The organism is Tannerella forsythia, from assembly GCF_001006485.1.
GTDB lineage: Bacteria > Bacteroidota > Bacteroidia > Bacteroidales > Tannerellaceae > Tannerella > Tannerella forsythia.
The window spans coordinates 69,228-92,709 of the sequence record NZ_JUET01000070.1; the positions used below are offsets into that span (position 1 = coordinate 69,228).

Annotated in this window: 20 protein-coding genes and 1 pseudogene; 11 read left to right on the plus strand and 10 right to left on the minus strand. The window is 45.6% G+C overall.

Going from position 1 to position 23,482, the window contains the following annotated elements; all coding sequences use genetic code 11:
- Positions 1 to 289 precede the first annotated feature (289 nt).
- A pseudogene (locus tag Tanf_RS14210) lies at positions 290 to 547 on the minus strand (transposase); the annotation flags it as partial.
- 575 nt (positions 548 to 1,122) lie between these two features.
- Here Tanf_RS14210 and Tanf_RS05580 point away from each other — a divergent pair.
- The 5 genes from Tanf_RS05580 (at position 1,123) to Tanf_RS05600 (ending at position 4,412) form a co-directional block, all read left to right on the plus strand.
- A complete protein-coding gene (locus tag Tanf_RS05580; protein WP_041590594.1) occupies positions 1,123 to 1,443 on the plus strand; it encodes a helix-turn-helix domain-containing protein in 321 nt (106 codons plus the stop codon).
- A 3-nt stretch (positions 1,444 to 1,446) separates the two neighbouring features.
- Positions 1,447 to 2,715: a type II toxin-antitoxin system HipA family toxin gene (locus tag Tanf_RS05585; RefSeq protein WP_014223982.1), complete on the plus strand. Its 1,269-nt coding sequence runs from the start codon at positions 1,447 to 1,449 to the stop codon at positions 2,713 to 2,715.
- Positions 2,716 to 2,930: 215 nt separating this feature from the next.
- The gene (locus Tanf_RS05590) at positions 2,931 to 3,155 is read left to right on the plus strand and encodes a helix-turn-helix transcriptional regulator (protein ID WP_043895383.1); all 225 of its coding nucleotides are present in this window, start codon (positions 2,931 to 2,933) and stop codon (positions 3,153 to 3,155) included.
- Positions 3,152 to 3,487 carry a HipA N-terminal domain-containing protein gene (locus Tanf_RS05595; RefSeq protein ID WP_046825191.1) on the plus strand — a complete coding sequence of 112 codons (336 nt, stop codon included), beginning with the start codon at positions 3,152 to 3,154 and terminating at the stop codon, positions 3,485 to 3,487. Before Tanf_RS05590 ends, Tanf_RS05595 begins: the two co-directional genes overlap by 4 nt.
- Positions 3,477 to 4,412: a HipA domain-containing protein gene (locus tag Tanf_RS05600; RefSeq protein ID WP_046825242.1), complete on the plus strand. Its 936-nt coding sequence runs from the start codon at positions 3,477 to 3,479 to the stop codon at positions 4,410 to 4,412. The genes Tanf_RS05595 and Tanf_RS05600 overlap by 11 nt, the downstream gene beginning before the upstream one ends.
- 103 nt (positions 4,413 to 4,515) lie before the next feature.
- Here Tanf_RS05600 and mnmE read toward each other — a convergent pair whose 3' ends face one another.
- The 3 genes from mnmE to uvrB all read right to left on the minus strand — a co-directional run bounded on the left by mnmE (position 4,516) and on the right by uvrB (position 8,887).
- Complete coding sequence (gene mnmE, locus Tanf_RS05605) at positions 4,516 to 5,925, minus strand: tRNA uridine-5-carboxymethylaminomethyl(34) synthesis GTPase MnmE (RefSeq protein ID WP_052449022.1); 1,410 nt, start codon at positions 5,923 to 5,925, stop codon at positions 4,516 to 4,518.
- A gap of 80 nt (positions 5,926 to 6,005) precedes the next feature.
- Positions 6,006 to 6,857 carry an N-acetylmuramoyl-L-alanine amidase-like domain-containing protein gene (locus Tanf_RS05610; protein ID WP_046825192.1) on the minus strand — a complete coding sequence of 284 codons (852 nt, stop codon included), beginning with the start codon at positions 6,855 to 6,857 and terminating at the stop codon, positions 6,006 to 6,008.
- Entirely contained in the window at positions 6,854 to 8,887 is a 2,034-nt protein-coding gene (gene uvrB / locus Tanf_RS05615; protein WP_046825193.1) for an excinuclease ABC subunit UvrB, read from the minus strand. The genes Tanf_RS05610 and uvrB overlap by 4 nt, the downstream gene beginning before the upstream one ends.
- Before the next feature lie 223 nt (positions 8,888 to 9,110).
- Here uvrB and Tanf_RS05625 point away from each other — a divergent pair, with 223 nt between their 5' ends.
- Positions 9,111 to 10,781 carry a choice-of-anchor Q domain-containing protein gene (locus tag Tanf_RS05625; protein WP_080948566.1) on the plus strand — a complete coding sequence of 557 codons (1,671 nt, stop codon included), beginning with the start codon at positions 9,111 to 9,113 and terminating at the stop codon, positions 10,779 to 10,781.
- 360 nt (positions 10,782 to 11,141) lie between these two features.
- On the opposite strand, the gene Tanf_RS05630 is transcribed toward Tanf_RS05625, so the two are convergent.
- On the minus strand, positions 11,142 to 11,873 hold the full coding sequence (locus Tanf_RS05630; RefSeq protein ID WP_046825196.1) for a copper homeostasis protein CutC: 732 nt from the start codon (positions 11,871 to 11,873) through the stop codon (positions 11,142 to 11,144).
- A 15-nt stretch (positions 11,874 to 11,888) separates the two neighbouring features.
- Positions 11,889 to 13,202 (minus strand): UDP-glucose dehydrogenase family protein, encoded by a 1,314-nt coding sequence (locus Tanf_RS05635; protein ID WP_046825197.1) that lies wholly within the window; start codon positions 13,200 to 13,202, stop codon positions 11,889 to 11,891.
- 127 nt (positions 13,203 to 13,329) lie between these two features.
- Here Tanf_RS05635 and Tanf_RS05640 point away from each other — a divergent pair, with 127 nt between their 5' ends.
- From Tanf_RS05640 to Tanf_RS05660, 5 genes are read left to right on the plus strand one after another with little or no spacing between them, the layout of a single operon-like run.
- Positions 13,330 to 14,661: an O-antigen ligase family protein gene (locus tag Tanf_RS05640; RefSeq protein ID WP_046825198.1), complete on the plus strand. Its 1,332-nt coding sequence runs from the start codon at positions 13,330 to 13,332 to the stop codon at positions 14,659 to 14,661.
- A gap of 11 nt (positions 14,662 to 14,672) precedes the next feature.
- Positions 14,673 to 15,911: a hypothetical protein gene (locus Tanf_RS05645; protein ID WP_046825199.1), complete on the plus strand. Its 1,239-nt coding sequence runs from the start codon at positions 14,673 to 14,675 to the stop codon at positions 15,909 to 15,911.
- A 1-nt stretch (position 15,912) separates the two neighbouring features.
- A complete protein-coding gene (locus Tanf_RS05650) occupies positions 15,913 to 17,100 on the plus strand; it encodes a glycosyltransferase (protein ID WP_046825200.1) in 1,188 nt (395 codons plus the stop codon).
- Positions 17,090 to 18,151 carry a radical SAM protein gene (locus Tanf_RS05655; protein WP_046825201.1) on the plus strand — a complete coding sequence of 354 codons (1,062 nt, stop codon included), beginning with the start codon at positions 17,090 to 17,092 and terminating at the stop codon, positions 18,149 to 18,151. Before Tanf_RS05650 ends, Tanf_RS05655 begins: the two co-directional genes overlap by 11 nt.
- Positions 18,148 to 19,266, plus strand: coding sequence for a glycosyltransferase family 4 protein (locus Tanf_RS05660; protein WP_046825202.1), 1,119 nt, complete (start codon positions 18,148 to 18,150; stop codon positions 19,264 to 19,266). The genes Tanf_RS05655 and Tanf_RS05660 overlap by 4 nt, the downstream gene beginning before the upstream one ends.
- Here Tanf_RS05660 and Tanf_RS05665 read toward each other — a convergent pair.
- Genes Tanf_RS05665 through Tanf_RS05680 form a run of 4 tightly spaced genes read right to left on the minus strand, consistent with a single transcriptional unit; the run spans position 19,255 to position 23,480 of the window.
- Complete coding sequence (locus Tanf_RS05665; RefSeq protein ID WP_046825203.1) at positions 19,255 to 20,451, minus strand: glycosyltransferase family protein; 1,197 nt, start codon at positions 20,449 to 20,451, stop codon at positions 19,255 to 19,257. The two genes, Tanf_RS05660 and Tanf_RS05665, sit on opposite strands and share 12 nt — an antisense overlap.
- Positions 20,452 to 20,459: 8 nt before the next feature.
- Positions 20,460 to 21,239 carry a LicD family protein gene (locus Tanf_RS05670; protein WP_046825244.1) on the minus strand — a complete coding sequence of 260 codons (780 nt, stop codon included), beginning with the start codon at positions 21,237 to 21,239 and terminating at the stop codon, positions 20,460 to 20,462.
- Between the two features lie 10 nt (positions 21,240 to 21,249).
- Complete coding sequence (locus Tanf_RS05675) at positions 21,250 to 22,656, minus strand: lipopolysaccharide biosynthesis protein (RefSeq protein ID WP_046825245.1); 1,407 nt, start codon at positions 22,654 to 22,656, stop codon at positions 21,250 to 21,252.
- On the minus strand, positions 22,653 to 23,480 hold the full coding sequence (locus Tanf_RS05680; RefSeq protein ID WP_080948568.1) for a glycerophosphodiester phosphodiesterase: 828 nt from the start codon (positions 23,478 to 23,480) through the stop codon (positions 22,653 to 22,655). The genes Tanf_RS05675 and Tanf_RS05680 overlap by 4 nt, the downstream gene beginning before the upstream one ends.
- Between the last annotated feature and the right edge of the window lie 2 nt (positions 23,481 to 23,482).

Genomic DNA, 23,482 nt, shown 5'->3' on the forward strand with positions numbered 1-23,482 from the left:
ACACCGTGTACCTTGTACATAACCATTACCCGATAGGGCTGAAAGCCCGCTTTATTTCAGCCCTATCCCGCAAGGGTGGGGTATCCATGCCAATACCTTGGTTAAAGGGCTGTAAGCCTGACATAATCGTTAGCGGTCAGTATTCAGCAATCAGTCAACAAATCAACATGTCAACAATAATGCAATGAAGGAGGCTTATCGGCAAATTCGTATAGCAGAAATATATGCAACTCGCGTAGATTGGATGACGAGTGGCAATGATAGCGAAGAGAGTTTTCATGAACGTATAAAAACAGAACTCGTCCAGATAGTTTTGTAAAAACTCCGGCTTAATGTCATGAAATGTATTTAGTAATTGTCGCTTGGCATTGCTGATGGCGATATGAACCCAAGGGAGTCATTCTCCCACTTTTTCTTTTGGGATAACCTGAGAGTGGTGTCGTGGTACAAAGTTTTCTAACTCCACGTAAGAAGTAGAATCATCCGTGTCGATTTGATTAGCTCCGGAGGCTAACTGCTGAACCGCTGCATTAATGGTCTCTTTTTCCCAATAATGATCCGTGCCGCCGCATTTGGAACAAACAACACCTACTTAGCCGCAATACTCCTTGAATTTTTGCTTACAGCTTTCTTCATCAGGAAATTGGGATATAAAATCGATGAACGTCATATAACTTGATTTTTTTTACAAAGACAATCATTCTTGGGTAATTATACGGATATTCATATTGTTTTTATATAAATAACTAAATCTACTTGCCAATACAGCATCATTACTCCTCTATCACTTAGGCGATTAGCCATTTAATCGGTACAAGGCACCCTAAAATAAATGAAAAATCAGTTTTATATAACTGTTTTATAGGTAGTTACATACTTGTACCGCATAGCTTTGTTCTCAGTCTTTCAACCTTCTTTTTAGTGGTATTGTCTATTAATCAGCTAATTACAATACCTCCCATTTGTTTTTAGCACGCTTGCTCACTACAAAAGTACCCATTTCGGAGCATATCAAAGCAAAATGATGCAAGGAAAATACTCGACATACTTATTTTGTCCTCCAACAATTATAATAGTGAGATTAAAAGCGTATATTTGCGCACTATATGATACATTGAAGATATGGCAAAGAATACAATGGGGACTAAGTTGCCCCGAAAGTTAGAGCAGAAGATGCAGATTGTGGGAGAGCAAATCAAGTTGGCTCGACTACGTCGTAATCTTAGTGTGGCACAGATTGCAGAGCGTGCCACTTGTTCCCCTTTGACCGTCTCTCGTATTGAGAAAGGATCTCCTACTGTGTCTATCGGGATCTACTTGCGAGTACTCTATGCCCTGCAACTCGAAGACGACATCCTTCTCATCGCCAAAGACGATGAACTGGGGCGTCGCCTCCAAGACCTCTCTCTCATCAATCGCCGTCGTGCCTCCAAGAAAGAATAAACTATGCGGAAACTACTTGTATATGCTGATTTTGATTGGCTGAAAGAGCCGATGCTTGTTGGAGAGTTGAGCTACGAGTCTTTGCGAGGCACTGACAGCTATGGCTTCCGATTCGATGAAGAATGGCTACGGACACAGGGTAGTCTGTTTCTAAGTGCAGACCTTAATAATTACTCGGGCGTACAATATACAACAGGTGGAAGTGATATTTTTGGATGCTTTTCAGATGCGTTGCCCGACAGATGGGGGCGAACATTGCTCAATCGAAGGGAGCAGATTTTAGCACAAGAGGAGAAACGCCCTCTTCGTCGTCTTACTTCCTTTGATTACCTCTTAGGAATTGATGATTATTCCCGAATGGGAGGCTTTCGCTTCAAAGAAAGTGCAGATACAGAATTCATCAATAGTACACCATCGCTAAGGATTCCACCCCTGACGGATATTCGGGAATTGGAAGCTGCGAGCAAGGAGATAGAACAAAGTGAGGAACGGAATGAACTCCCTGACAAAAGATGGATTGCACAGTTGATTCAACCTGGCACTTCTCTTGGTGGAGCGCGCCCCAAAGCAAGTGTGGCAGACACTGATGGTTCTCTATGTATTGCTAAGTTCCCTTCTCGTAAGGATGATTATGATGCAGAGTTGTGGGAACATTTCTGTCATTTGCTGGCAAAGAGGGCTGGGATTACTGTTGCCGACACAAGGGTACTACAAACTTCAGAGACCTATCATACGCTAATCTCCCGACGTTTTGATAGAACAGAGCAGGGAAGACGTATTCACTTTGCCTCGGCTATGACGCTCCTTGGATTGCATGATGGTGATAATGCCATGAATGGTTATGGTTACTTGGATATTGTTGATTTTATCGTTCGTCATTGTGCGGATGTAGAACATAACCTCAGAGAACTATATCGTCGTGTTGCTTTCAACATCTGCATTGGCAATAGTGACGATCATTTCCGAAACCATGGATTCCTGCTTACTCCCAAAGGTTGGACACTTTCTCCTGCTTATGATATAAACCCGACACTAAGTAAATATCAAAGTTTGTTGCTTACGGCTACTTCTAATGTGGCGGATCTCTCGCTTCTCAGAGATGCTGCTGAGGATTATATGCTGAGCAAAGAAGCTGCTAGTAATATCATCTCAGAGGTATGCGATGCCCTGAAAGATTGGCACCCTTTGGCTGCTCAACTGGGAGTATCCAAGAGAGAAATAGCCGTCTTCACTGATCGCTGGAAACTTTCAGCAAGTCATTGTGCAAAATAAATACCCCCGAAAAGGGGTATAATTGATTCCTATTCCTTATATTTGCCACTGATAAGGTATATAATGACTTTGGCGGAGTGAGTCGTGCATAGTGATATACCTTGAATATGTACCCAAAAGAGACAAAATGGGTACATATCCTTGAGACGTGTACCCGAAAACGGCATTTTGGGTACATATTCAGAGTATGGGACTTCAAGTAATTGATATAAATGATGCAAGCAAAGACAATCATAGCGCAGTATGTGAAAGAGATGCGCAAGAAATATAAACTGACACAAGTAGACCTCTCCGAGAAAGCAGGAGTGGGGCTACGCTTTGTGCGTGAACTAGAGCAAGGCAAGACCACGCTTCGCCTCGACAAGGTCAATAAAGTATTCGAACTCTTCGGCTCGGAGTGTGGTCCTGTGCCGATTAAACGAGATGGAGATGACGTATGAAACAGGCTATTGTTTATTGGAAGACGCTCAAAGCTGGCATCCTCACAGAAAGTGATGAGGGTTATTCCTTTGCTTACGACAAGGACTATCTAGCTATGCCCGAAGCTCAGGGTATAAGCCTGACAATGCCTTTGCGAGAAGAACCTTTCCAAAGCAATACGCTTCATCCATTCTTTGACGGACTTATTCCTGAGGGATGGCTGTTAGCTATTGCTCAGAAGAATTGGAAGATAGACGCAAGGGATCGAATGGCTTTGCTGTTGGCTTGTTGCCGTGACTGCATTGGAGCGGTAAGTATCGAACCTCTAAATGCGACTGAAGATGAAGAATAGATGCCTATACTGCTACGAACCTTTGGTTGATGGAGAGGTGGATTACCATGCCAAGTGTTGTCGCAAATTGTTTGGAACACCCCAAGCACCGATATTGCCCTATACAAGTAGCGAAGTACGAGCGTTGGCAGACGAGGTTGTTCGTTCGCAGACCACAGTGACAGGTGTACAACCCAAGCTGTCTCTCGACTTTGATCAGATGAGCCATTCGCCCAAGCGCTTTACCATTGTGGGCTTGTGGGGACGATTTATTCTTAAACCTCAAACAGAGCGTTATCCGCATCTCCCCGAGTTAGAGGATGTGTCGATGCACCTTGCAGAGATTGCCAAGATTGAAACAGTTCCTCATGGACTGATGCGATTTAGCGATGGCGAGCTATGCTATATCACTCGTCGCATAGACCGAACAGAGCTGGGCGAAAAACTCCCAATGGAAGATATGTGTCAGCTATCAGAGCGTCTGACCGAGTATAAGTACAAAGGCTCACACGAGCAGATAGCCAAGCTCATCACCAAGTATAGTTCTGTGCCGAAGCTTGATCTTGTCAAGTATTGGGAGCAGGTACTCTTTTCGTGGCTGATAGGTAATGCGGATATGCACCTCAAGAATTACTCGCTCTATGCGCCAATAGGCAACGAATACCAACTAACACCCGCCTATGATCTGCTGTCTACGGCACTTGTTATTCCTGAGGATACGGAAGAACTTGCACTGACCCTCTGTGGCAAAAAGCGCAAACTCACTCGACAACACTTCCTCGAAGCGATGACAGCCTCAGGACTATATGAGAAAGTGTGTGACAACATCTTCGCTCGCTTCCAACACATCCTCCCCGAATGGGAAGCCTGCATCCGTCAGAGCTTCCTACCGAAGGAGATGCAGGAACAATACATCGAGTTGATTAGATCAATATCTCTCAGATAGATAAGCACAGTTAAACACAGATTGGGACAAGGAGAAGAGAGTTTTGGGAGATGTCCTGTCCTGAATTTAGCCTACGCATTTTAGTTGAATGATGAATGTTATTTTACTTCCCGATACAGAAGTGGGCGAAGATGTAGTGGAGGGTGTCGTCGCTGGTGATTTCGCGGCCGGTGATTTCGCCGATGGAGGTGATGGCGTGCCGGAGGTCGAGTGTTAGCAAGTCGGTCGAGAGTCCCATATCGAATCCCGAACGCATGTGCTGAAGCGCGTCGTAAGCCTCACGCAGGAGCTGATGATGACGGGCATTGCTCACAATGAGATCGGCTTCGTTCGCCTGAGCACAGTCCATGATCTTGACCAATTCTTCCTTAAGCTGATCCATTCCTTCGCCTGAGCGAGCCGAGATAAACAGGGGTTTTTCGGAGCAATCAAGGGAATCGCACAGCACCTGATCGAGATGGTTCCGTTCGTCTTCGGGGAGGTTCTCGCTCTTATTGAGGAGGACAAGCATCGTTCGTTCCCCTCTCTTGAGCCAAATCTCCCGGATATGATCGAGCTGATTCGCTTCCTCAAGGCGAGTAGCGTCGAGTACGCCGAGGATAATATCTGCCTCCTTGATTTTGCTTCGGCTACGCTCAATGCCAAGACTCTCGATGGTGTCTTCGGTCTCTCTCAGTCCTGCCGTATCGACGAAGCGGAAGAGGTAGCCTCCGATGTGCATCGTGTCCTCGATGGTGTCGCGCGTGGTGCCGTGAATATCGCTCACGATGGCACGCTCCTCGCCCAGCAAAGTATTGAGCAGGGTACTCTTACCCACATTAGTCGTGCCGACAATCGCCACAGGAATCCCACGCTTGACAGCATTGCCAAGGCGATAGCTATCGATGAGCTTCTTGAGCTTGAGCTCGATTTGATCGCAGAGGGCAAGCAATTCGGTACGATCGGCGAACTCCACATCTTCTTCGGGGAAATCCAATTCCAACTCCATCAGCCCCGTTAGGCGAAGCAATTCCTCACGCAGAGCATTCAATTCCTCGCTATATCCACCACGCAGTTGCTTCATCGCCATCTGATGCTGCGCCTTGCTTTCGCTGGCGATGATGTCCGCCACCGCCTCGGCACTACTCAGGTCCATACGCCCATTGAGGTAGGCACGGCGAGTAAATTCGCCCGGTTGTGCCATCTGACAACCTTCTCCGACGAGGCATTCTAACAGTCTGCGCCTGATATAGACAGAACCATGGCAGGAGATTTCTACCGTATCCTCGCCTGTAAACGAATGGGGAGCCCGGAAATAAGTCAGGACGACTTCATCGATTAATTCATCTCCGGCTATCACTTCGCCATAATATGCATATCGAGGTTTGACAGACTCGGCGACAGGCGTTTCCCCTCCGCATCGAAAGAGCCGAAGCGCAATAGGCAACGCTTCGGGACCCGATACGCGTATCACCGCAATACCGCCCACACCGGGGGCAGTCGATACAGCGCAGATGGTTGATTTGTCCAGCATGACGTATAATGATAATTTACGAGCAAAGATACTTCTTTTCGTGAAAGAGCAGAAAAGCGGGAAGAAGAAGTAGCGCCGTTTTACGGTTCCTGCGGACGGACAATCATCACGCCCGTTGTCCGTTTACCGTCCGTCACATACGTCTGTAGCGACTCCGGATTAACGATCACCTTTCCGGCCGAAGACGAGGCATGGATAAACGTCAGCATCTCGCCTTCGCGGTCAACGAATCCGACGTGCGAGATATCCAGCCCTTCGATATTCGTCACGAAACAAACGATATCTCCGTTTTGCATGCCGGAGCCGCAACGTTCGATTTCTTTTTCGGGGATACAGGCATACGTCTCACGCGATGAGATTTCTTCCTCCTTCTCACGCATCACCTCTACCCATTCCGGATGCGCCTTTAACTGCCTGTATTTGTCGGGATGCGCAGACATGAACGACATTTTCAGGCGATACGGCTCACCTCCGATCGCGGACGTTACGTCTCGAACAATCCCCTTCCGCTGATTCTCATAAATCCAGTCGGAGAAATAATGCAAGCGATCGGTGTAATCGTGTATCTCGCCTTGACGATAGCGCAATTGTTTCAGTTGCCCGGCATACGCTTCGAACGAAGGATTACCGGCTTTCACCGTGCGTGCCAATGCGAGGACAGACTCGACGAGCGTCGTACAGTCGAGCTCACGCAAGTTGATCACGAGCCTTTCCGGCTCTTTCTCAAGTGTCGAACCCACGTAAGGCCGATCCTTGAAGAACTTCGCCGTCTCGACAAGGAGGTCGCCTAACGGCAAATGCTCTTTCCCTTGCATCGCTTGCACATACGTATCAAAAATCGCCCGGTCTTCCGGAGTATAGTCGGCCTTTTCCTGAGCTGAGCAAGCCATACACACGAGCGTACTCCACACAAATACCATCCATTTTTTCATTTTTCTTCTGTTTTTTGATCCAACATATCTTGTAATTTCAACATTTCGTCACGATATTGCGCTGCCTCGAGGAAATCGAGTTTCTTCGCTGCCTCGGTCATCTGTTTCCGCGCCTGCGCAATGGCCTTCTCCAATTGCGGCCGCGTCATATACTGCACTACGGGATCGGCCACCAGCGACGGTTCCGGCTCAACGTAAGCATACGTTTCGGTAGCTGTTTGCAGACGTCCACCACCCAGCACCGACACGGTGTTTTTCACGATCTGCTTCGGTGTGATGCCGTGCCGTTCGTTATAAGCCAGTTGTTTTTCGCGCCGGCGATTCGTTTCGTCGATCGTTTGCTGCATGCTGTCGGTGATTTTGTCGGCATAAAAGATTACTTTTCCGTTGATATTACGCGCAGCACGTCCGGCTGTTTGAGTGAGCGAACGGTGGGAACGCAAAAATCCTTCCTTGTCGGCATCGAGCACAGCCACAAGCGAAACCTCGGGCAAGTCCAGCCCTTCGCGCAGCAGATTGACGCCAATCAGCACATCGAAGAGCCCCTTACGCAAATCGTCCATGATCTTCACCCGTTCGAGCGTATCGACATCGCTGTGAATATAGTTACAGCGCACCTCCATCCGCTTCAGGTAATCCGTCAGCTCTTCGGCCATGCGTTTGGTGAGTGTAGTCACCAGCACGCGCTCGTCGGCTGTGGCACGCTGTGCAATTTCTTCCATCAGGTCGTCGATCTGGTTGAGGCTGGGACGCACTTCGATGATCGGGTCGAGAAGTCCCGTAGGCCGGATAAGCTGCTCAACGACTACTCCCTCACTCTTCATCAGCTCATAATCGGCAGGGGTAGCACTCACATAGATCGCGCTCGGCGTCAACGATTCGAACTCCTCGAAGGTCTGCGGACGGTTATCCAACGCAGCCGGAAGACGGAAACCGTATTCAACGAGCGTTTGTTTGCGCGAACGGTCTCCGCCGTACATGGCGCGTATCTGGGGCACCGTTACATGGCTCTCATCAATGACCAGCAAAAAATCTTTCGGAAAATAGTCTAACAGGCAGAACGGACGCTCTCCGGGCTGACGACCGTCAAGATAGCGGGAATAATTCTCGATGCCGACACAATGCCCCAGCTCCTGTATCATTTCGAGGTCATACGTCACGCGTTCTTCGAGACGTTTGGCTTCGAGCGGCTTGCCGATATCCTGCAAGAACCGGACCTGCTCCCCGAGATCGACGTGTATCTGCCCGATGGCTGTACGGATACGCTCCTGCGTCGTAACGAACAGATTTGTCGGATAGATGTTCAGCGTATCCTGCTCGTCGTATTCATGCCCGTCGACCGGGTTAAACGATGCGATACGCTCTATTTCGTCACCCCAGAACTCGATACGGTAAGCCAGCCCGTCGTAGCTTTCGATGGCCGGAAAAATATCGACCGTATCGCCGTTCACGCGAAAACTGCCGCTCGTAAACTCCACTTTATTATTCACATAAAGCGCATCGACAAACAGGCGAAGCATCTTGTCGCGGGCAATCTTCATCCCTTTCTCCAGATAGACGACCTGCTCTTCAAAAGCACGCGGATCGGCCATGCCGTAAAGACACGAGACGGACGAGACGACGATCACATCGCGACGTCCGGAGAGCAGCGAGGCCGTAGCACGCAGACGTAACTTATCGATTTCTTCGTTGATCGCCATATCTTTCTCAATGTATGTATCGGTTGTGGGCAAATAAGCCTCCGGCTGATAGTAATCGTAGTACGATACAAAATATTCGACAGCGTTATGCGGAAAAAACGATTTGAATTCGCTATACAACTGTGCGGCCAGCGTTTTGTTATGGCTCAGGATCAGTGCGGGCTTACGTACTCGTTCGATGACATTGGCCACGGTAAAAGTCTTTCCGGACCCCGTCACTCCCAGCAAGGTCTGATACGGCACTCCTTCACGGATGCCTTGGGCAAGCGCCTCGATGGCCTCAGGCTGGTCGCCCGTCGGCTTATATGACGAAACAAGTTCAAAATCCATGATTTTTCGTACAATAAAAGACAAAGATACAAAAAACCTCGCGAAAGAAAGAACGTACGGTACAGCATTGAAAAAAATCGGCCACCTCCCTGTTTCGGCCATGCAAAGTTTTGTCGCTCAAGGGTGGGGTTTTGTACAATATTCCGTCATATTGTTGCATCTTTCTGAAATAATACAGTCCTTTGTTCTTTCACATGCACCTTAATTAAGTTACAAGGAACTTATGAAATATAAAAATACACTGATTATATGTGCTTTGCTGTGTGCCATACCTGTCATGTCGCAGACGGTTTATCATGTCCATGCGACAAAAGGAAACGATGCTCATGACGGCAAATCATGGTCGAAAGCGTTGGCTACGCTCCAGACGGCATTGGATAAGGCACAGCCGGGCGATGCCGTGTACGTTGCGGCCGGCACCTATCATCCTACCCGGCGAATCGGAGAAACACTGGCTCACAATCCCAAACAAAAGACAACCGACCGTCATCGTTCGTTTATGGTTCGCGGCCGTATCCGTTTATACGGAGGTTTTCCGGCCGATGCTACGGACCACACGACGATAAAAGATCGCGACTGGAAGATGCACCGTACCATTCTGAGCGGCGACTTTAACGGCGACGACGGGGGCGACTTCTCAAACATGAGCGAGAACGCCTACCATGTGCTCGTTCTGCTTGATGTCGAGTCATCCGCAGAGGTCGAGTCATCCGCGGAGATAGACGGCTTTACCATCACCGGCGGTCATGCCAACGAAGAGAACGGCGTGTTGATCGGCGAAACGCCGGTATCTTCTGAATTTGGTGGCGGCATTTATGCCTATACGGCATACAAAAACTTATCGCCTCAACTGTCGAACCTCACCATCGAAGGGAATAAGGCAGTCAAGAACGGTGGCGGTATGTTCATCTACTCAAAAAATAACGAAGCCAGTGTAACTATCCGGCATTCCACGATCCGAAGGAATCAGGCCAGAGGATCAGGCGGTGGCATCTTCAACAGCGGGAAAAGAGTTGCTTCGCCCGAATTAATAAACGTGTCCATCGTCGGGAATCAGGCCCAACGGGAAGGAGGCGGATTCTACAGCCTTTGCGAGGACCTTGTATCGGCGCCTCATCTGACGAATGTGCTGGTTGCCGGAAATGCTGCTCGTAACGGGGGAGGAATGTTCTGTTATTCGTATGCAGGAAACGTCGCTCCTTCTCTGACGAATGTAACCATCTGCGGCAACAGGGCTACGGCCGAAGGAGGAGGTATCGCGTGCTCAGCCGGGAGAGACTGGACGAAAATCGGGATATCTTTACCCGTGTTCTCGAACACGATTATCTGGGATAACCAGGCGCCACACGGCTATCCCAACTTATACAACAACGGCGCTACGGGAAGTATGCCTACTATGCATGAAAGCTATATCGAAGGAGAGCCGTCTCCCTTTATGAATAAGATTAAAACAAACGATTTCGCGCACATTGCGAATGGCTTCGCAAGTCATGTAGCGCCCGGCTTCGCCCCGACTACAGAAGGGGATTACCGTCTGAATCAAAACAGTCCGTTTATTGATAAGGGAAAGAATATTCATTGGTCGATTGAAACGGATTTGGCCGGTAATCCACGTGTATACGGCAAGAGCATTGATCTTGGATGCTATGAATATCAGGGATATGATCCCAAAGATGCAGGTATGATAGAGGAGGATCATCGGATATGGGCATCGCACGGTCAGGTAACGATTCAGCTCGACCGTCCGGCTACGATCCGAATTTATACGGTTGAAGGCCAACTGATCCGGCAATATAACGACGAGAAAGAGGGTACAAAAATCGTAAATCTCCCCAACGGCATTTACTTCATTTCGCTTAATGGAGAAGGCAAAGCCAAGGTGATTGTCTACTAACAACGAAACCGTGTCAAAAACACAGGCCGCCTCATTTTTATTTCAGTCTCTCGGACGCAAAATTTACAGGCAGTAGAAAAACGGCAGCGCAGCAGAAAGGTCCATTTTATACCGTTGTTGTGCAACAACGGAGCAAAAACAGCTGTTTGAACGCCGGATACTCAGTTTCCAGAGCAAAAACAGTTGTTTGAATGCCGGATACTCAGTTTCCAGGGCAAAAACAGCTGTTTGAATGCCGGATACTCAGTTTCCAGAGCAAAAACAACTTTACGGATGCTTCAGGGTTGTTGTCATCCCAAAAGCCGAATCGGTTTACACAGCCCGGCAAAAGCATACGCACTTTTATACGGATAAACAAGATCAGATATACAATGCCACTTTGCGGCGATCTGTCTGCACCGTTTCAAATTCGGATGTAACAGCGGTGCTACCCATAGGCACTCTCTCTTTACGATACGTCATGGAACTGTAGACAACGCTGCGTGCCGAAGTATGAAACTCCGTTGCTCCCGTTTCGGCCTCGATCCGGGCAATGTTATGTTCACGCACCCCACAGCCGGGCATGATGATGATGCGTCCGGCGGCACGTTGCACCAGCTTGCGGAGCATCGGGATGCCGCTCACCGCGTCAGGCTGTTGGCCGGACGTCAGGATGCGGTCACATCCCAGTGCAATGAGTTGCTCAAGCGCCACAAACGGCTCACGGCATACGTCGAATGCCCGATGACACGTGACGGATAGCGGTTTAGCAGCCTCAATGAGACGTTGCATCAAGGCGATATCGATATCGCCGTCCTGAGTCAGACAGCCAAACACAACGCCGTGAACGTTCAACTGTTTGGCCATTTCAATGTCATACAGCATGGCCTGCACCTCGGCCGGAGTATAGAGGAAATCTCCGCCACGCGGCCGAATAATGACGTTGATATCGATCTGCGAAGTCAGCGCCTGCGCTGCCCGTATCTCTCCATAGCTGGGGGTGGTACCGCCTTCAGGAATAGCAGCGCACAGCTCCACACGCCGTGCCCCTCCGGCTTCAGCCTCCACACAGCTCTGCGCCGAATTTGCGCATATTTCAATGATTCGTCCCATGCTCTTCGGTTAGGTTTATCGACCGATGCAGTGGTACGTAAACCCTGCTTCTTCGATCTCATGCATATTGTAAATATTACGTCCGTCCAAGATCAACGGCATCTTCATCTGTTGTTTGATTCTAAGCCACGACGGCAAACGAAATTCTTTCCATTCCGTCACAATCATCAACACATCGGCATCGGTCACCGCCTCATAAATATCTTTCGCATAATGAATCCGGTCACCGATACGGCGTTTAGCCTCCGGGACAGCTACGGGATCGTAAGCCGTCACGCGGCATCCGGCCTTCAGCAACAGATCAATCAGCACAAGCGAGGGCGCTTCACGCATATCGTCCGTCTCCGGCTTAAAAGCCAGCCCCCACATAGCCACCTTCTTACCTGACAGATTCCCTTGATAGTATTGCTCTAACTTCCGGTATAATACCGTTTTCTGATATTCGTTCACGGCCTCGACCGCCTGCAATATACGCATCGGATAATGATGTTCGTCGGCCGTACGAATCAAGGCCTTTACATCTTTCGGAAAGCACGACCCGCCATAACCACAGCCGGCATAAAGGAAGCTGCTGCCGATACGCGTATCGGCACCGATCCCTTTGCGCACCATATTTACATCGGCGCCGATAATCTCGCAGAGGTTAGCCATATCGTTCATAAAACTGATGCGTGTGGCCAACATGGCATTGGCCGCGTATTTCGTCATTTCGGCCGAAGGAACATCCATATAGATGATGCGGAAGTTGTTCAACATAAAAGGATGATACAGCTTTTCCATCAGATTTTTCGCACAGTCTGACTCTACTCCTACAACGATACGGTCCGGGTGCATAAAATCTTTAACAGCAGCCCCTTCTTTTAGAAATTCCGGATTGGAAGCTATATCAAAGTTAATCGATACGCCACGCTTAACCTGTTCGTCGAGAATCGTTTGCTTGATCTTCTGTGCCGTTCCGACGGGCACGGTACTTTTTGTTACCACCAACAGGTATTTCGTCATGGTCTGCCCGATGGTACGCGCCACATCGAGCACATACTTCAGATCGGCGCTCCCGTCTTCATCAGGCGGCGTACCGACGGCGCTGAACACGATTTCGACCTCGTCGAGCACCTCCCTCAATTCCGTTGTAAAATGCAAACGTCCTACTTCGTGATTACGGACGACCAATTCCTCCAACCCGGGCTCATAGATCGGGATGATCCCGTTTTTCAGGTTCTCAATCTTACGGCGATCGATGTCCACACAATAGACCTCCATGCCCATCTCTGCAAAACAGGTACCAGTCACCAGACCGACATATCCCGTACCAACGATCGCAATCTTCATGCTTTTTTCATTTTTTTCAAACGGGCGTAAAAGTAGTGTTTTTTTTCGGGACTGCCCCTTTTTTGATGCTGCTTTTTTCAGTATTTAGAAAAAAACATCGTATTTTTGCGACCCAATAAGGATCGGCATGGAGGTTAGACGTATTATACGAAATATCGCGCATCATTATTTTTTCTACTTATTTGCGTTTACGTTATTTTTCGGAGTGTCGCTGTATCATACGGCAGCATTGGGATTCACGGTCGAGTTGTCCGGTATCTTGTTACTGATCTTTTACGGCCTCTTTCTTTACCTTACGAAACAGCGGAATTTCCATCCCGCCGCCATCATCATATTGACCGTTCTGCTGCTTTATCTGGGTTACTCCTTCTATCTCTCACACAACAAACCGCAAGCCCTTCTGCTCGATTTTCTGATACAACTCAAGCCCTACATCACCTTCTTCATCGTTTCGCAATTGGCGCCATCCCTTTCAGACATGCAAAAACAACAAATGGCACGGTTATGCCTGCTGCTTTGGTTGCTCTTCCTCCCTATCGGAGCCTATGGATTATTCCTGCCCGATGTGTACCGGTCTGTTATGAATCGGCCTGAAAACTTCGTGGCAGCCGTCGCCTCCCTCTCGCTCGTTTATCTGTATTGCAGCGACTTCTCGACAACAGCACGGCGGACATTCCTGCTCATGCTCTCGGCCTGCCTGCTGGCCTCCCCGCGATTCATCGCTCTTTTCCTCCTGATATGCGGTATTGTTCTCTACTTCAACCGCCGCAGTATTTTGAAATCTTGGATAAAGACGGGAATTGCAACAGGCGTTATCATCTTAATTGCGACGTATATCTTCTACATACAGCTCACAAGCTGTCTTTTGCCATCAGACGCACAGGGTGACGGTCTCTCGGCCTTAGCTCCACAAGCCATCATATACCAATCATCGCTGAAGGTATGGCGAGACTTTCCCCTATTCGGTAGCGGATTGGCAAGTTTCGCGACCTATGCTTCCGGATTGTATTACTCTCCCCTCTATGCCGAATACGGACTTCATACCGTATCGGGACTTGCCCCGCAAGACTGGCACTCCGTTTGTGATACGTATTACCCGTCGCTTGTGCAGTTCGGCCTTACAGGCATCGTCCTGTACCTGATTTTCTGGACATATATCGTCTGCACTTCTTTATGGAAATATAAACGGCAAGGGAATCTTCAGTACTTTGTAATCGTCCTGATTCTGGCTTGCACCCTATTCATCGGAAACATTTCCGACTCGTTACTCACCAGTCATAAAGGATATTTTATGATGATGTTTTTCGGCCTATTGGCAGGCAATCCGAGGCAGAATGAATGCCTCACGAAAAGAATACAGGCGATCCCCGACGAACTTCTCTCCAAAGAGCCTCTGTGGGAAGACTGCATAGAAACGGGAACAACATCCTCAGTAAAATATCCCGATAAAGCGACATAGAAAATTACCGTATGCAACAAGACTTTATAAATAAAAACTTTTTCAGGCTAATGATGTTCACGCTCGTCTTGGGGGTGATCTTCTACGATCTTTTCAATATGGCCGGATTCAGCTATATTGATGAAATCTGTGCACTTCTTTTATTTATTTTATTCGGAATAAATGTCCTTCGATCGAAGAATTGGGCATTTGATAAAATATTCCTGCTTATCTTGGGAATATTTCTGTTCTATCTGGTCTACTCCCTGTATATTGGTTCCAATAGTCCTCGAGCCATCCTGATGGATTTCGTTATACAGATCAAGCCTTATTTGGCTTTCTTCTGTGTGTATTCCATGCGGCCTGTCTTGAATGCGAATCAGAAGAAGATTCTACGGCAGTTGGCGATTTTATTCAGCCTGTACCTGTTATTGATCGGAACAGGAGACTTGTTTATAAAAGACTTGATGTTAAACATTCTGTCTCACACTTCCCGCTTCGCTACTGCAACATCCATTTTAGCCCTCTTGTATCTCTATTTCAGTGATTATACGAAAAGAGACAAACTCATTTTTATCTTACTCTTATCCATCGGTTTATTCTCCGGACGTTCCAAACTCTTCGGTTTTTTGGCGCTCTGTACGCTTATAATGCTGTATATCAACAAATCGTTTGAGATGAAATTCAATATAAAGAACACGCTTTTCTTACTCTTTGCAATCATAGTAACCGCTGTCGTAGCCAAAGATAAAATTGAACTGTATTTTATTACAGGAGGCTTCGGCGGTGGACGAGGTGTAGAAGATTTATATGCCCGCATGGCGCTTTATTATTTTTCTGTACGTATCTTCAGAGACTATATACCTTTCGGTTCAGGCTTTGCTTCTTACGGGACATACGCTTCAGGAGAATATTATTCTCCGATATACGCAAAATACAGCATGGAGCGTATGCATGGGCTAAATGAGGCTGACCCCAGTTTTATTGCTGACACCTATTACCCGGCATTAGCCCAGTTCGGTCTTGTCGGACTGTTTCTTTTCTTTCTGTTCTGGTATTATTTAACGCATAAAGCCATTATTTCCTTTCGTAAAGGATGTCAGAAAGAAGCGGTCATTGCCATCATCATTATCGCATTCTTTTTAATCGAGTCCATCTCGGATGCCACTTTAACCCACAATAGAGGTTTCTTTATGATGATGTTGTTGGGATTAATCTTTTCAGATATCAAGTATAAATTGAATACGACGCCCCTTGAAAAAGTAAAATGATATGGCACGGATACTTTTAGTCAATAAATTCTACTATTTCAGGGGTGGAGACTGCACGGCCGTACTCACTACAGAAGAGTTATTAAAGAAACACGGGCACGAAGTGGCCGTATTCAGTATGCGTTATGCCGAAAATCTCCCGACAGCGTGGGAAGAGTATTTCCCTGAAGAAGTCAGTTTTTCCCAAGCCGGCCTTACACAAAAGGTCAAAGCCCTCAAGCGGGTATTTTCAGACACTCAGGTGGTCAAAAAATTCAACCGGCTTCTTTCCGACTTCCAACCCGATATCGTGCACCTGCATAATATTCACTCATATCTATCTCCGGTCATTGCACAGACAGCCCATCAAAGAGGTATTCGCGTGGTCTGGACGATGCACGATTATAAATTAATTTGTCCTACGTATCTATGCTTACGAGAGAACAAGCCTTGCGAACTTTGCTTCAAGAACAAAGCCCACGTCTTTAGAGTTCGATGTATGAAAAACAGTCGTGCAGCCAGCTTGTTGGCATGGATGGAGGCCGTATATTGGAATCGTATCAAGCTGGAACGCATCACAGACCGATTCATCAGTCCCAGCTCTTTTTTAAAGGAGAAAATGGTTGCCGCAGGTTATCAGGACAAGCAAATAGAAGTGCTGCACAATTTCATGTATAAACAAGTACCTCCTTGTTATCAGAAAAAAGAGTACTATTGCTATGCGGGCCGTCTCTCAACGGAAAAAGGTGTAAGCATCCTGCTCGAAGCAGCAAAAGAGCTGCCCTATCCGTTAAAAGTGATCGGGGGAGGACCATTATTGGAAGATTTCCGTAAAACATATCCCTCGGATCATATTGAGTTTTTAGGATACCTTCCACAGGAGAAGTTGTTCCCGCTCATTCAACAAGCTCGCTTCTCGGTGATCCCATCGCTTTGCTACGAAAATAATCCGTATGGAGCGATTGAATCGCTTTGCTTGGGAACACCTGTATTAGGCGCTACGATAGGCGGCATACCGGAGTTGATTAAGGTCGGAATAAACGGGGATTTATTTCCCCCCGGAGGTATCAAAGAGCTACGTGCCAAAATTCTTGACTGCTTCGAGCATTTTACGGAAGATTACCCTTTTGAAAAAATAGCGATTGACGCACAAAATAAATTTTCTTCCGAAACGTTTTATGTAAAACTAATGAAAATTTATGGCTATTAAGATATATCCTCCTACAGATATGTGCATTATTACGACGTATCGTTGTCCGATGCGATGTAAGATGTGCGACATCTGGAATAATCCGACCGAAGTAAAAAAAGAGATTCAACCGGAGGAATTGGAAATTCTGCCCCATGTAAAATTTGTAAATATCACCGGAGGAGAGCCATTTGTCAGGCAAGACCTCGAAGCCATTGTCAAGGTTTTATTCACGAAGTCGCCACGGGTTGTTATCTCTACATCCGGCTGGTTTGAAGACCGAATCATCGATCTGGCAAAAAAACATCCCCGCATCGGAATCAGGGTCAGTATTGAAGGACTGTCTCAGAAGAATGACGAATTACGTGGAAAATCAGGAGGATTTGACCGTGGACTGCGTACGTTACTTCTATTAAAAGAAATGGGAGTGAAAGACATCGGGTTCGGTTGTACGGTCAGCAACAACAATTCGACCGATATGCTTTCTCTCTATCGACTGTCGAAAAGTCTGGGCATGGAATTTGCTACGGCAGCGTTTCACAACTCTTACTATTTTCATAAATACGATAACCGGATCACGAATAAGGACAAAGTAATCGCCGACTTCGAAGAGTTGATTGCCATGCAATTAAAAGAAAATCATCCGAAATCATGGGCACGCGCCTTTTTCAATAATGGGTTGATAAACTATATTGAAGGAAACCGAAGAATGTTGCCTTGTGAGGCCGGCTTAGTCAACTTCTTTGTAGACCCGTACGGCGAAGTCTATCCATGCAACGGCTTGGAGAAACGGTACTGGATGGAGAGTATGGGAAATATCCGGCAAGCCTCTTCCTTCAAAGAGATCTGGGAGAGTGAGCAAGCAGAAAAAGTAAGAGCTCAAGTACGCAGCTGTCCAAAAAACTGCTGGATGGTTGGCACTGCTTCCCCTGTGATGAAAAAGTACATTCGTCATCCGCTTAAATGGATGCTGAAGAATAAAGTACGGAGTCTTCTTCACCAACCTCTTTGTCTGGAGCGTAAATGGTATGATGTGGGGCAGGACCCAACACAAGGCGATCTGAGATTATGAAGATTGTTGTCACCGGACTGAGAGGGTTTCCCCGCATACAGGGAGGAGTCGAAACCCATTGCGAAGAGTTATGTCCCCGGTTGGTCAAACTGGGATGTGACATGACGGTTACCAGACGGAAGCCTTTCGTCAGAGAGGCTTCTCCCCTTACCGTTTATGAAGGCGTAAAATTCAAAGATTTGAATACGCCTAAAAGACAAGGGTTGGAGGCTGCCGTTCATACGTTCAGAAGCGTCTGGTATGCCTTTCGGACGAAAGCCGACATCATCCATATTCAGGCAATTGGGCCTTCGATTGCCATTCCTTTTGCCAAATTACTCGGGCTCAAGGTCGTTGCGACCCACCACGGCCCCGATTACGATCGTCGGAAATGGGGACGATTGGCCAAGTTCGTTTTACGGTTTGGAGAGTTTTGTGTCGCCCGATGGGCCGATGAAGTAATTGTCATTTCAACAGTCATTCAAAACCTCCTCAAAACGAAGTATCACAGAGAGAATACTCATCTCATATACAATGGAGTTAATCCACCGTCCACTCCTATCAATGAAACCGATTACATTCGTCAGTTGGGCTTAAAACCGAGAAAATACCTTTTAGCGGTCGGGCGTTTTGTCGAGGAAAAGAATTTCGACAAACTCATTCTTGCATACGCAAAAACGACGTACGCTTCTGATTATCGGTTGGTAATTGCCGGAGATGCCGATCACGAAAACCATTATTCAAAATCTTTGAAGGCCATTGCAAAGAAACACCATGTTATTCTGACAGGCATGATTAAAGGCAATCCTTTACAACAGCTATATGCGCATGCCGCATTATTTGTACTTCCCTCATCACATGAGGGACTGCCTTTTACGCTGTTAGAAGCCATGAGTTATCAGATCCCGGTATTAGTGAGTGACATACCGGCTAATAAGGCTGTCAATCTCCCTTCCGATTGCTATTTTCATTATAGTAAAAACGGCATCCTCGCGCTAAGTGAAGCTATTGAAAAGAAATTAGAGAATCCTGTCTCTCACACGTATGATTTAACCTCCTATAATTGGGAGCATATTGCCTGGCAAACGTATAATGTATATTTAATGCTATCGGAATACCCGCTCTCACACCGGTAGGAGACCGATATCCTGATATAACGATCTTAATTTCTCTTCATTATATGTCCATATCCGGTTTTGAAAAACATAATCTTTCACGATCTTGGAATTGAAATCATAGTCCCTGCAATAAGTTGTCACCGCCTTATCCAATTGATCGATATCCTTATCCGTCAATGACAAACAAGGCAAGATAATTCCCTGTCCGGCGTCACGTATCATATCCGGTACATCGCCCGCATATCGTGAAGCAATCACCATGGCTCCCGCAGCAAAGTATTCAGCACTCTTCGTGGGTGATGCATTCGTATTCACCGGACTGTCTTTACGCAAAACAAAACCTGCATCAATCAGTGAAAGATACGCCGGAACTTCCGATCTAGACAACTTTTTTATCATATAATTTCCTTTCATCGATCTCAATTTATACTCTACCTCCGTGGTATCATCACAAGTATATAAACAGAAGAAATAACGGGAATTTTTTCTGTACAATTGTAAAATGATCGTGATCGTCTCTTCGATACATTGCCAAACATGCAAACCTCCCGAATAACAAAGAACAATTCTATCCTCCAACATATATTTACGTCTCATACGTTGTCGAATATCGGATGGCAACTCTCTAAATGGCTGTGCATCAAAGTTACAGGGCAATACATAATTGACTGCATTAGAATCACAATATACCGATAGATTCCGATGCAGATTTTGAGAAACGGTAATCGTTCGTACCGATCGCTTCAAGGCATACATATTATCTTGTTTGGCACAGTTGATATTATAATTTGAAAAACTTCTCATCTCAAGCTCCGGAACAAAATCTGCGTGAAAATCTGTGACAAGCGGTATTTCAGGCACCAATTTTGTAGAAGAAACGGAGTGCGTTAATTCTGCCTGAATAACATCTATTTTATAATATCTACACACCATCCAAACAGCCAGCGAACGCAACCATGCAGCCAGCTTATTCAAATACAACCGATTGGGCAGAGAGTAAATATAGAAAACTTTTCGAGAAGCAGCATGATAGCTTACTTTTTCTTTGAATATACGCCGCAATCCCCTGGTAAAAAACGCGATGAAATAAACATTAAATCCTATATTATCTAAAGATTTAATCATATTCATCGTTCGTATTTTATCCCCTGTATTTTGTCCTAAGGGATAAACATGCTGTATAATTAACAAATTCTTTTTCATTTATTTATTCAAAAGCTGATTGATTGAATATGAGATTCTATCTTATCCAAATCAGGAAGAATATGATATTCACCGTATTGAGCCCTTAAGACAGTATCCCATTTAAGAGGCACCGGAAATAGTCGATCCTCAAAATGCTTCGTCGAGGAACAAATATACGATTCTTTTTCAAACTGTGTATTAAAAAATGATCCTAACGGATAACTTAACCAGTCTCTTCTCAGTAAAAGAGAAAACATATTGAATACGGGAAATAAAAACCGATAGAGTAACATATAAAATGACCCGGTCAATATCGGTTTTATTCTTCTTGTCGGATTCAATCCGGCAAAACGAATCAATATATTCTGCAAATGATTGGCAATATAATGGAAAAACGGTACGGCCGGTTCCAAAAAGAATATATCTATATATATTCCCCTGTATCGATAATATATATCATTCTCATTCCATTCCCGAATCTGTGTATTCTTCATCCGAAGTTTGGCATATGGAGCAATATAATACGGGTCTGTTTGATGACACTGGAGCACATAGTCAACAGAAGGCTCATTGCGTAGCACATTCAGTAAGCGTCGAAAATCTTTTTTCATCAAGATGATATCCAGATCATCGTCCCACGGAATAAAGCCCTGATGCCTCACGGCTCCCAATAAGGTCCCCCCCGATAGATAATAGGGAATATCATGCTTCCGACATAGTTTATCTACATATTTCAGCATCTCCAACATTTTAAGCTGATGCTTCCTGAGTTGCGTTCCTTCGGCATTTATCTCTGAAATATCCATGCTCTTTCTTTCATTGGGTATGGCCATATATCTTTCGATACAACGTATATAGGAAGTCCCGTTGATAGATCGCTCCGAAACAGAAAAAAAGAATGATCCCCAAGACATTGATCATCATTTCTCCCTGATAATAGATATATCCCGAAACAATCAACGCAACGGCAAAGATAGCAAGAAATAGATAATTGAGCCGTATATGCACCATGCTTCGTATCCAGAAAAATCGCATAACCACATTGAGCAAATAACTAAGGATCAATGACATAATTGCCCCGTGAATTCCCCATCGAGAGATAAACAAAGGCATACAAATCATATTTACAATGGCTGCCGTAACAGTTGAATACATAATCACATTCGTTTTTTTCAGCGCAGCATAGATTTGTCCCATAAAGCTACTTACTACCGCAATGCCGGCCGAAAGAATCGCCAACGGGATAATCGAAAAAGCCTCGGCATACTGACTATCGATCATATAGGGAAACACGATATAAGAAAAATGAATCAGACACAACATTCCGATACATAAAAAAGAAATCAGCAGGTTGATCGCTCTGCTGTAGAAAAGGCCCAGAGAGGTACGGTCTTCATTTCCTCTTTCGAAAGAAACTTCCTGCCAAGCCATATTAAAACACATGGCAACCAGGTTAATGACAAGTGCAAATTTGACCGCAATTGAATAAACACCATTCTGCTCCAACCCTAACAACCTTGAAATCATTACATTTCCATATCCGGTAAGAAGCCAGAAAGCCAAAGAATTCAGGCATAACGGCAACGAAAATTTATACAAACTGAAGAACAATTTCCGGTCATAAAGAGAAAATGAAAGTTTCCGGAGTACCGGCACATGACACTCTATCACAATAATCTGAGAAAGCAGCCCCAACATCGCAGCAATATACAAAATCTCTATGTTCGCATGAAAATATTTCAACCCTATAAAATTAATGATTGCCGTAATCAGCGTAGCTACAATACCTGATCCGGCAAATAAGAGATTCTTCTTAAAAGCACGCGCCATATACCCATATAAATTATTAAATACCAAACATATACCATATCCGTAGATATATATAAAATATGGAATGTCATTGAAGAACCATATCCCCCAAGAAATTATGGTATATAGAACCAGCGATACCATAAAAATCAGAAAACCGTTAAATATAGGTCTATAGGCTGTTTCCGTTTCCTTCTGATCGTAGATAAAGCGCATAATACCCACGTAGATATCGAGAAATAAAAATGAAATAACCAAATTGAGATACGTATTTGCTACATCATAATATCCGTATTCGTTAGTATTAAGGTATTCGGTAAAAACCGGTAACATAAGGAAACCGATCAGCTTTGTCAACACATTGCCTAAAAAATAAAGACTTGATGATTTGAAAAAGTCTCTTAACAAACTCATTCCGATGTTTTGTAATATAACATATTTCTCATTCGGATCCCCATCCATAATTCGGGATCATCCGTAATAATGCCATCCACAATAGAATATAAACCGGCCGGAATAATTTTCTGTGAGTTCAATGTATAGGTGATCACCTTCTTTCTCTTTTGATGTATCTTACGAACTATTTCTGCATCAAACGAATTATAGTCGATCAAGATGGTCGAAATAAATTTATTCTCCAGCAAATCGTCCAACTGCTCTCTCCTGTTCAACAAGTATTGGCAAGTAATAGTCGAGTCAATTTCATGAATAGCCTTAAGACAATTATAGCCGAATGAGATAACCACCACATGTTTATACAAATCCTTTTCTCGGATCAACTCTGCCAATTTGAATGGCAACTTTGTATTTTCATAATCTTTGACTTCCAATATCAACGGAACCCTTTTATTTACATGGTCGACCACTGCTGCTAAAGTCGGAATTCTCTCCGTTGATAAAGAACGGTCTGAGTTTCGTAATGAATGTTGTTGGAGCTCATCCAATGTCAAATCTTTGATCTTTCCCGAACCATCAGTCAAACGGTCGATTGATTCATCATGAAAAACGACTAATGCTCCATCTTTCGACATTTGAATATCTATTTCTATCGCATCCACCCCGGCCCTCATCGAACCTTCAATGGCTTTCAGACTGTTCGGCGGCCCATACGGACCTCCGGCATGAGAAATCACGGCAATATGCGCCATCGATTGCTCCATATCGACATACGTCGTATGACAACTATTCAGAAGAAAGGCAGCAAATAAAAGCCCTACGAGCCCACCTCTTTGCTTCATTG

What these genes read in the sequence shown, in the direction of transcription:
- Tanf_RS05580 (WP_041590594.1), top strand. Translation starts at nt 1,123, where the DNA reads ATGGCAAAGAATACAATGGGGACTAAGTTGCCCCGAAAGTTAGAGCAG.
- Tanf_RS05585 (WP_014223982.1), top strand. Translation starts at nt 1,447, where the DNA reads ATGCGGAAACTACTTGTATATGCTGATTTTGATTGGCTGAAAGAGCCG.
- Tanf_RS05590 (WP_043895383.1), top strand. Translation starts at nt 2,931, where the DNA reads ATGCAAGCAAAGACAATCATAGCGCAGTATGTGAAAGAGATGCGCAAG.
- Tanf_RS05595 (WP_046825191.1), top strand. Translation starts at nt 3,152, where the DNA reads ATGAAACAGGCTATTGTTTATTGGAAGACGCTCAAAGCTGGCATCCTC.
- Tanf_RS05600 (WP_046825242.1), top strand. Translation starts at nt 3,477, where the DNA reads ATGAAGAATAGATGCCTATACTGCTACGAACCTTTGGTTGATGGAGAG.
- mnmE (WP_052449022.1), bottom strand. Translation starts at nt 5,925, where the DNA reads ATGCTGGACAAATCAACCATCTGCGCTGTATCGACTGCCCCCGGTGTG.
- Tanf_RS05610 (WP_046825192.1), bottom strand. Translation starts at nt 6,857, where the DNA reads ATGAAAAAATGGATGGTATTTGTGTGGAGTACGCTCGTGTGTATGGCT.
- uvrB (WP_046825193.1), bottom strand. Translation starts at nt 8,887, where the DNA reads ATGGATTTTGAACTTGTTTCGTCATATAAGCCGACGGGCGACCAGCCT.
- Tanf_RS05625 (WP_080948566.1), top strand. Translation starts at nt 9,111, where the DNA reads ATGAAATATAAAAATACACTGATTATATGTGCTTTGCTGTGTGCCATA.
- Tanf_RS05630 (WP_046825196.1), bottom strand. Translation starts at nt 11,873, where the DNA reads ATGGGACGAATCATTGAAATATGCGCAAATTCGGCGCAGAGCTGTGTG.
- Tanf_RS05635 (WP_046825197.1), bottom strand. Translation starts at nt 13,202, where the DNA reads ATGAAGATTGCGATCGTTGGTACGGGATATGTCGGTCTGGTGACTGGT.
- Tanf_RS05640 (WP_046825198.1), top strand. Translation starts at nt 13,330, where the DNA reads ATGGAGGTTAGACGTATTATACGAAATATCGCGCATCATTATTTTTTC.
- Tanf_RS05645 (WP_046825199.1), top strand. Translation starts at nt 14,673, where the DNA reads ATGCAACAAGACTTTATAAATAAAAACTTTTTCAGGCTAATGATGTTC.
- Tanf_RS05650 (WP_046825200.1), top strand. Translation starts at nt 15,913, where the DNA reads ATGGCACGGATACTTTTAGTCAATAAATTCTACTATTTCAGGGGTGGA.
- Tanf_RS05655 (WP_046825201.1), top strand. Translation starts at nt 17,090, where the DNA reads ATGGCTATTAAGATATATCCTCCTACAGATATGTGCATTATTACGACG.
- Tanf_RS05660 (WP_046825202.1), top strand. Translation starts at nt 18,148, where the DNA reads ATGAAGATTGTTGTCACCGGACTGAGAGGGTTTCCCCGCATACAGGGA.
- Tanf_RS05665 (WP_046825203.1), bottom strand. Translation starts at nt 20,451, where the DNA reads ATGAAAAAGAATTTGTTAATTATACAGCATGTTTATCCCTTAGGACAA.
- Tanf_RS05670 (WP_046825244.1), bottom strand. Translation starts at nt 21,239, where the DNA reads ATGGATATTTCAGAGATAAATGCCGAAGGAACGCAACTCAGGAAGCAT.
- Tanf_RS05675 (WP_046825245.1), bottom strand. Translation starts at nt 22,656, where the DNA reads ATGAGTTTGTTAAGAGACTTTTTCAAATCATCAAGTCTTTATTTTTTA.
- Tanf_RS05680 (WP_080948568.1), bottom strand. Translation starts at nt 23,480, where the DNA reads ATGAAGCAAAGAGGTGGGCTCGTAGGGCTTTTATTTGCTGCCTTTCTT.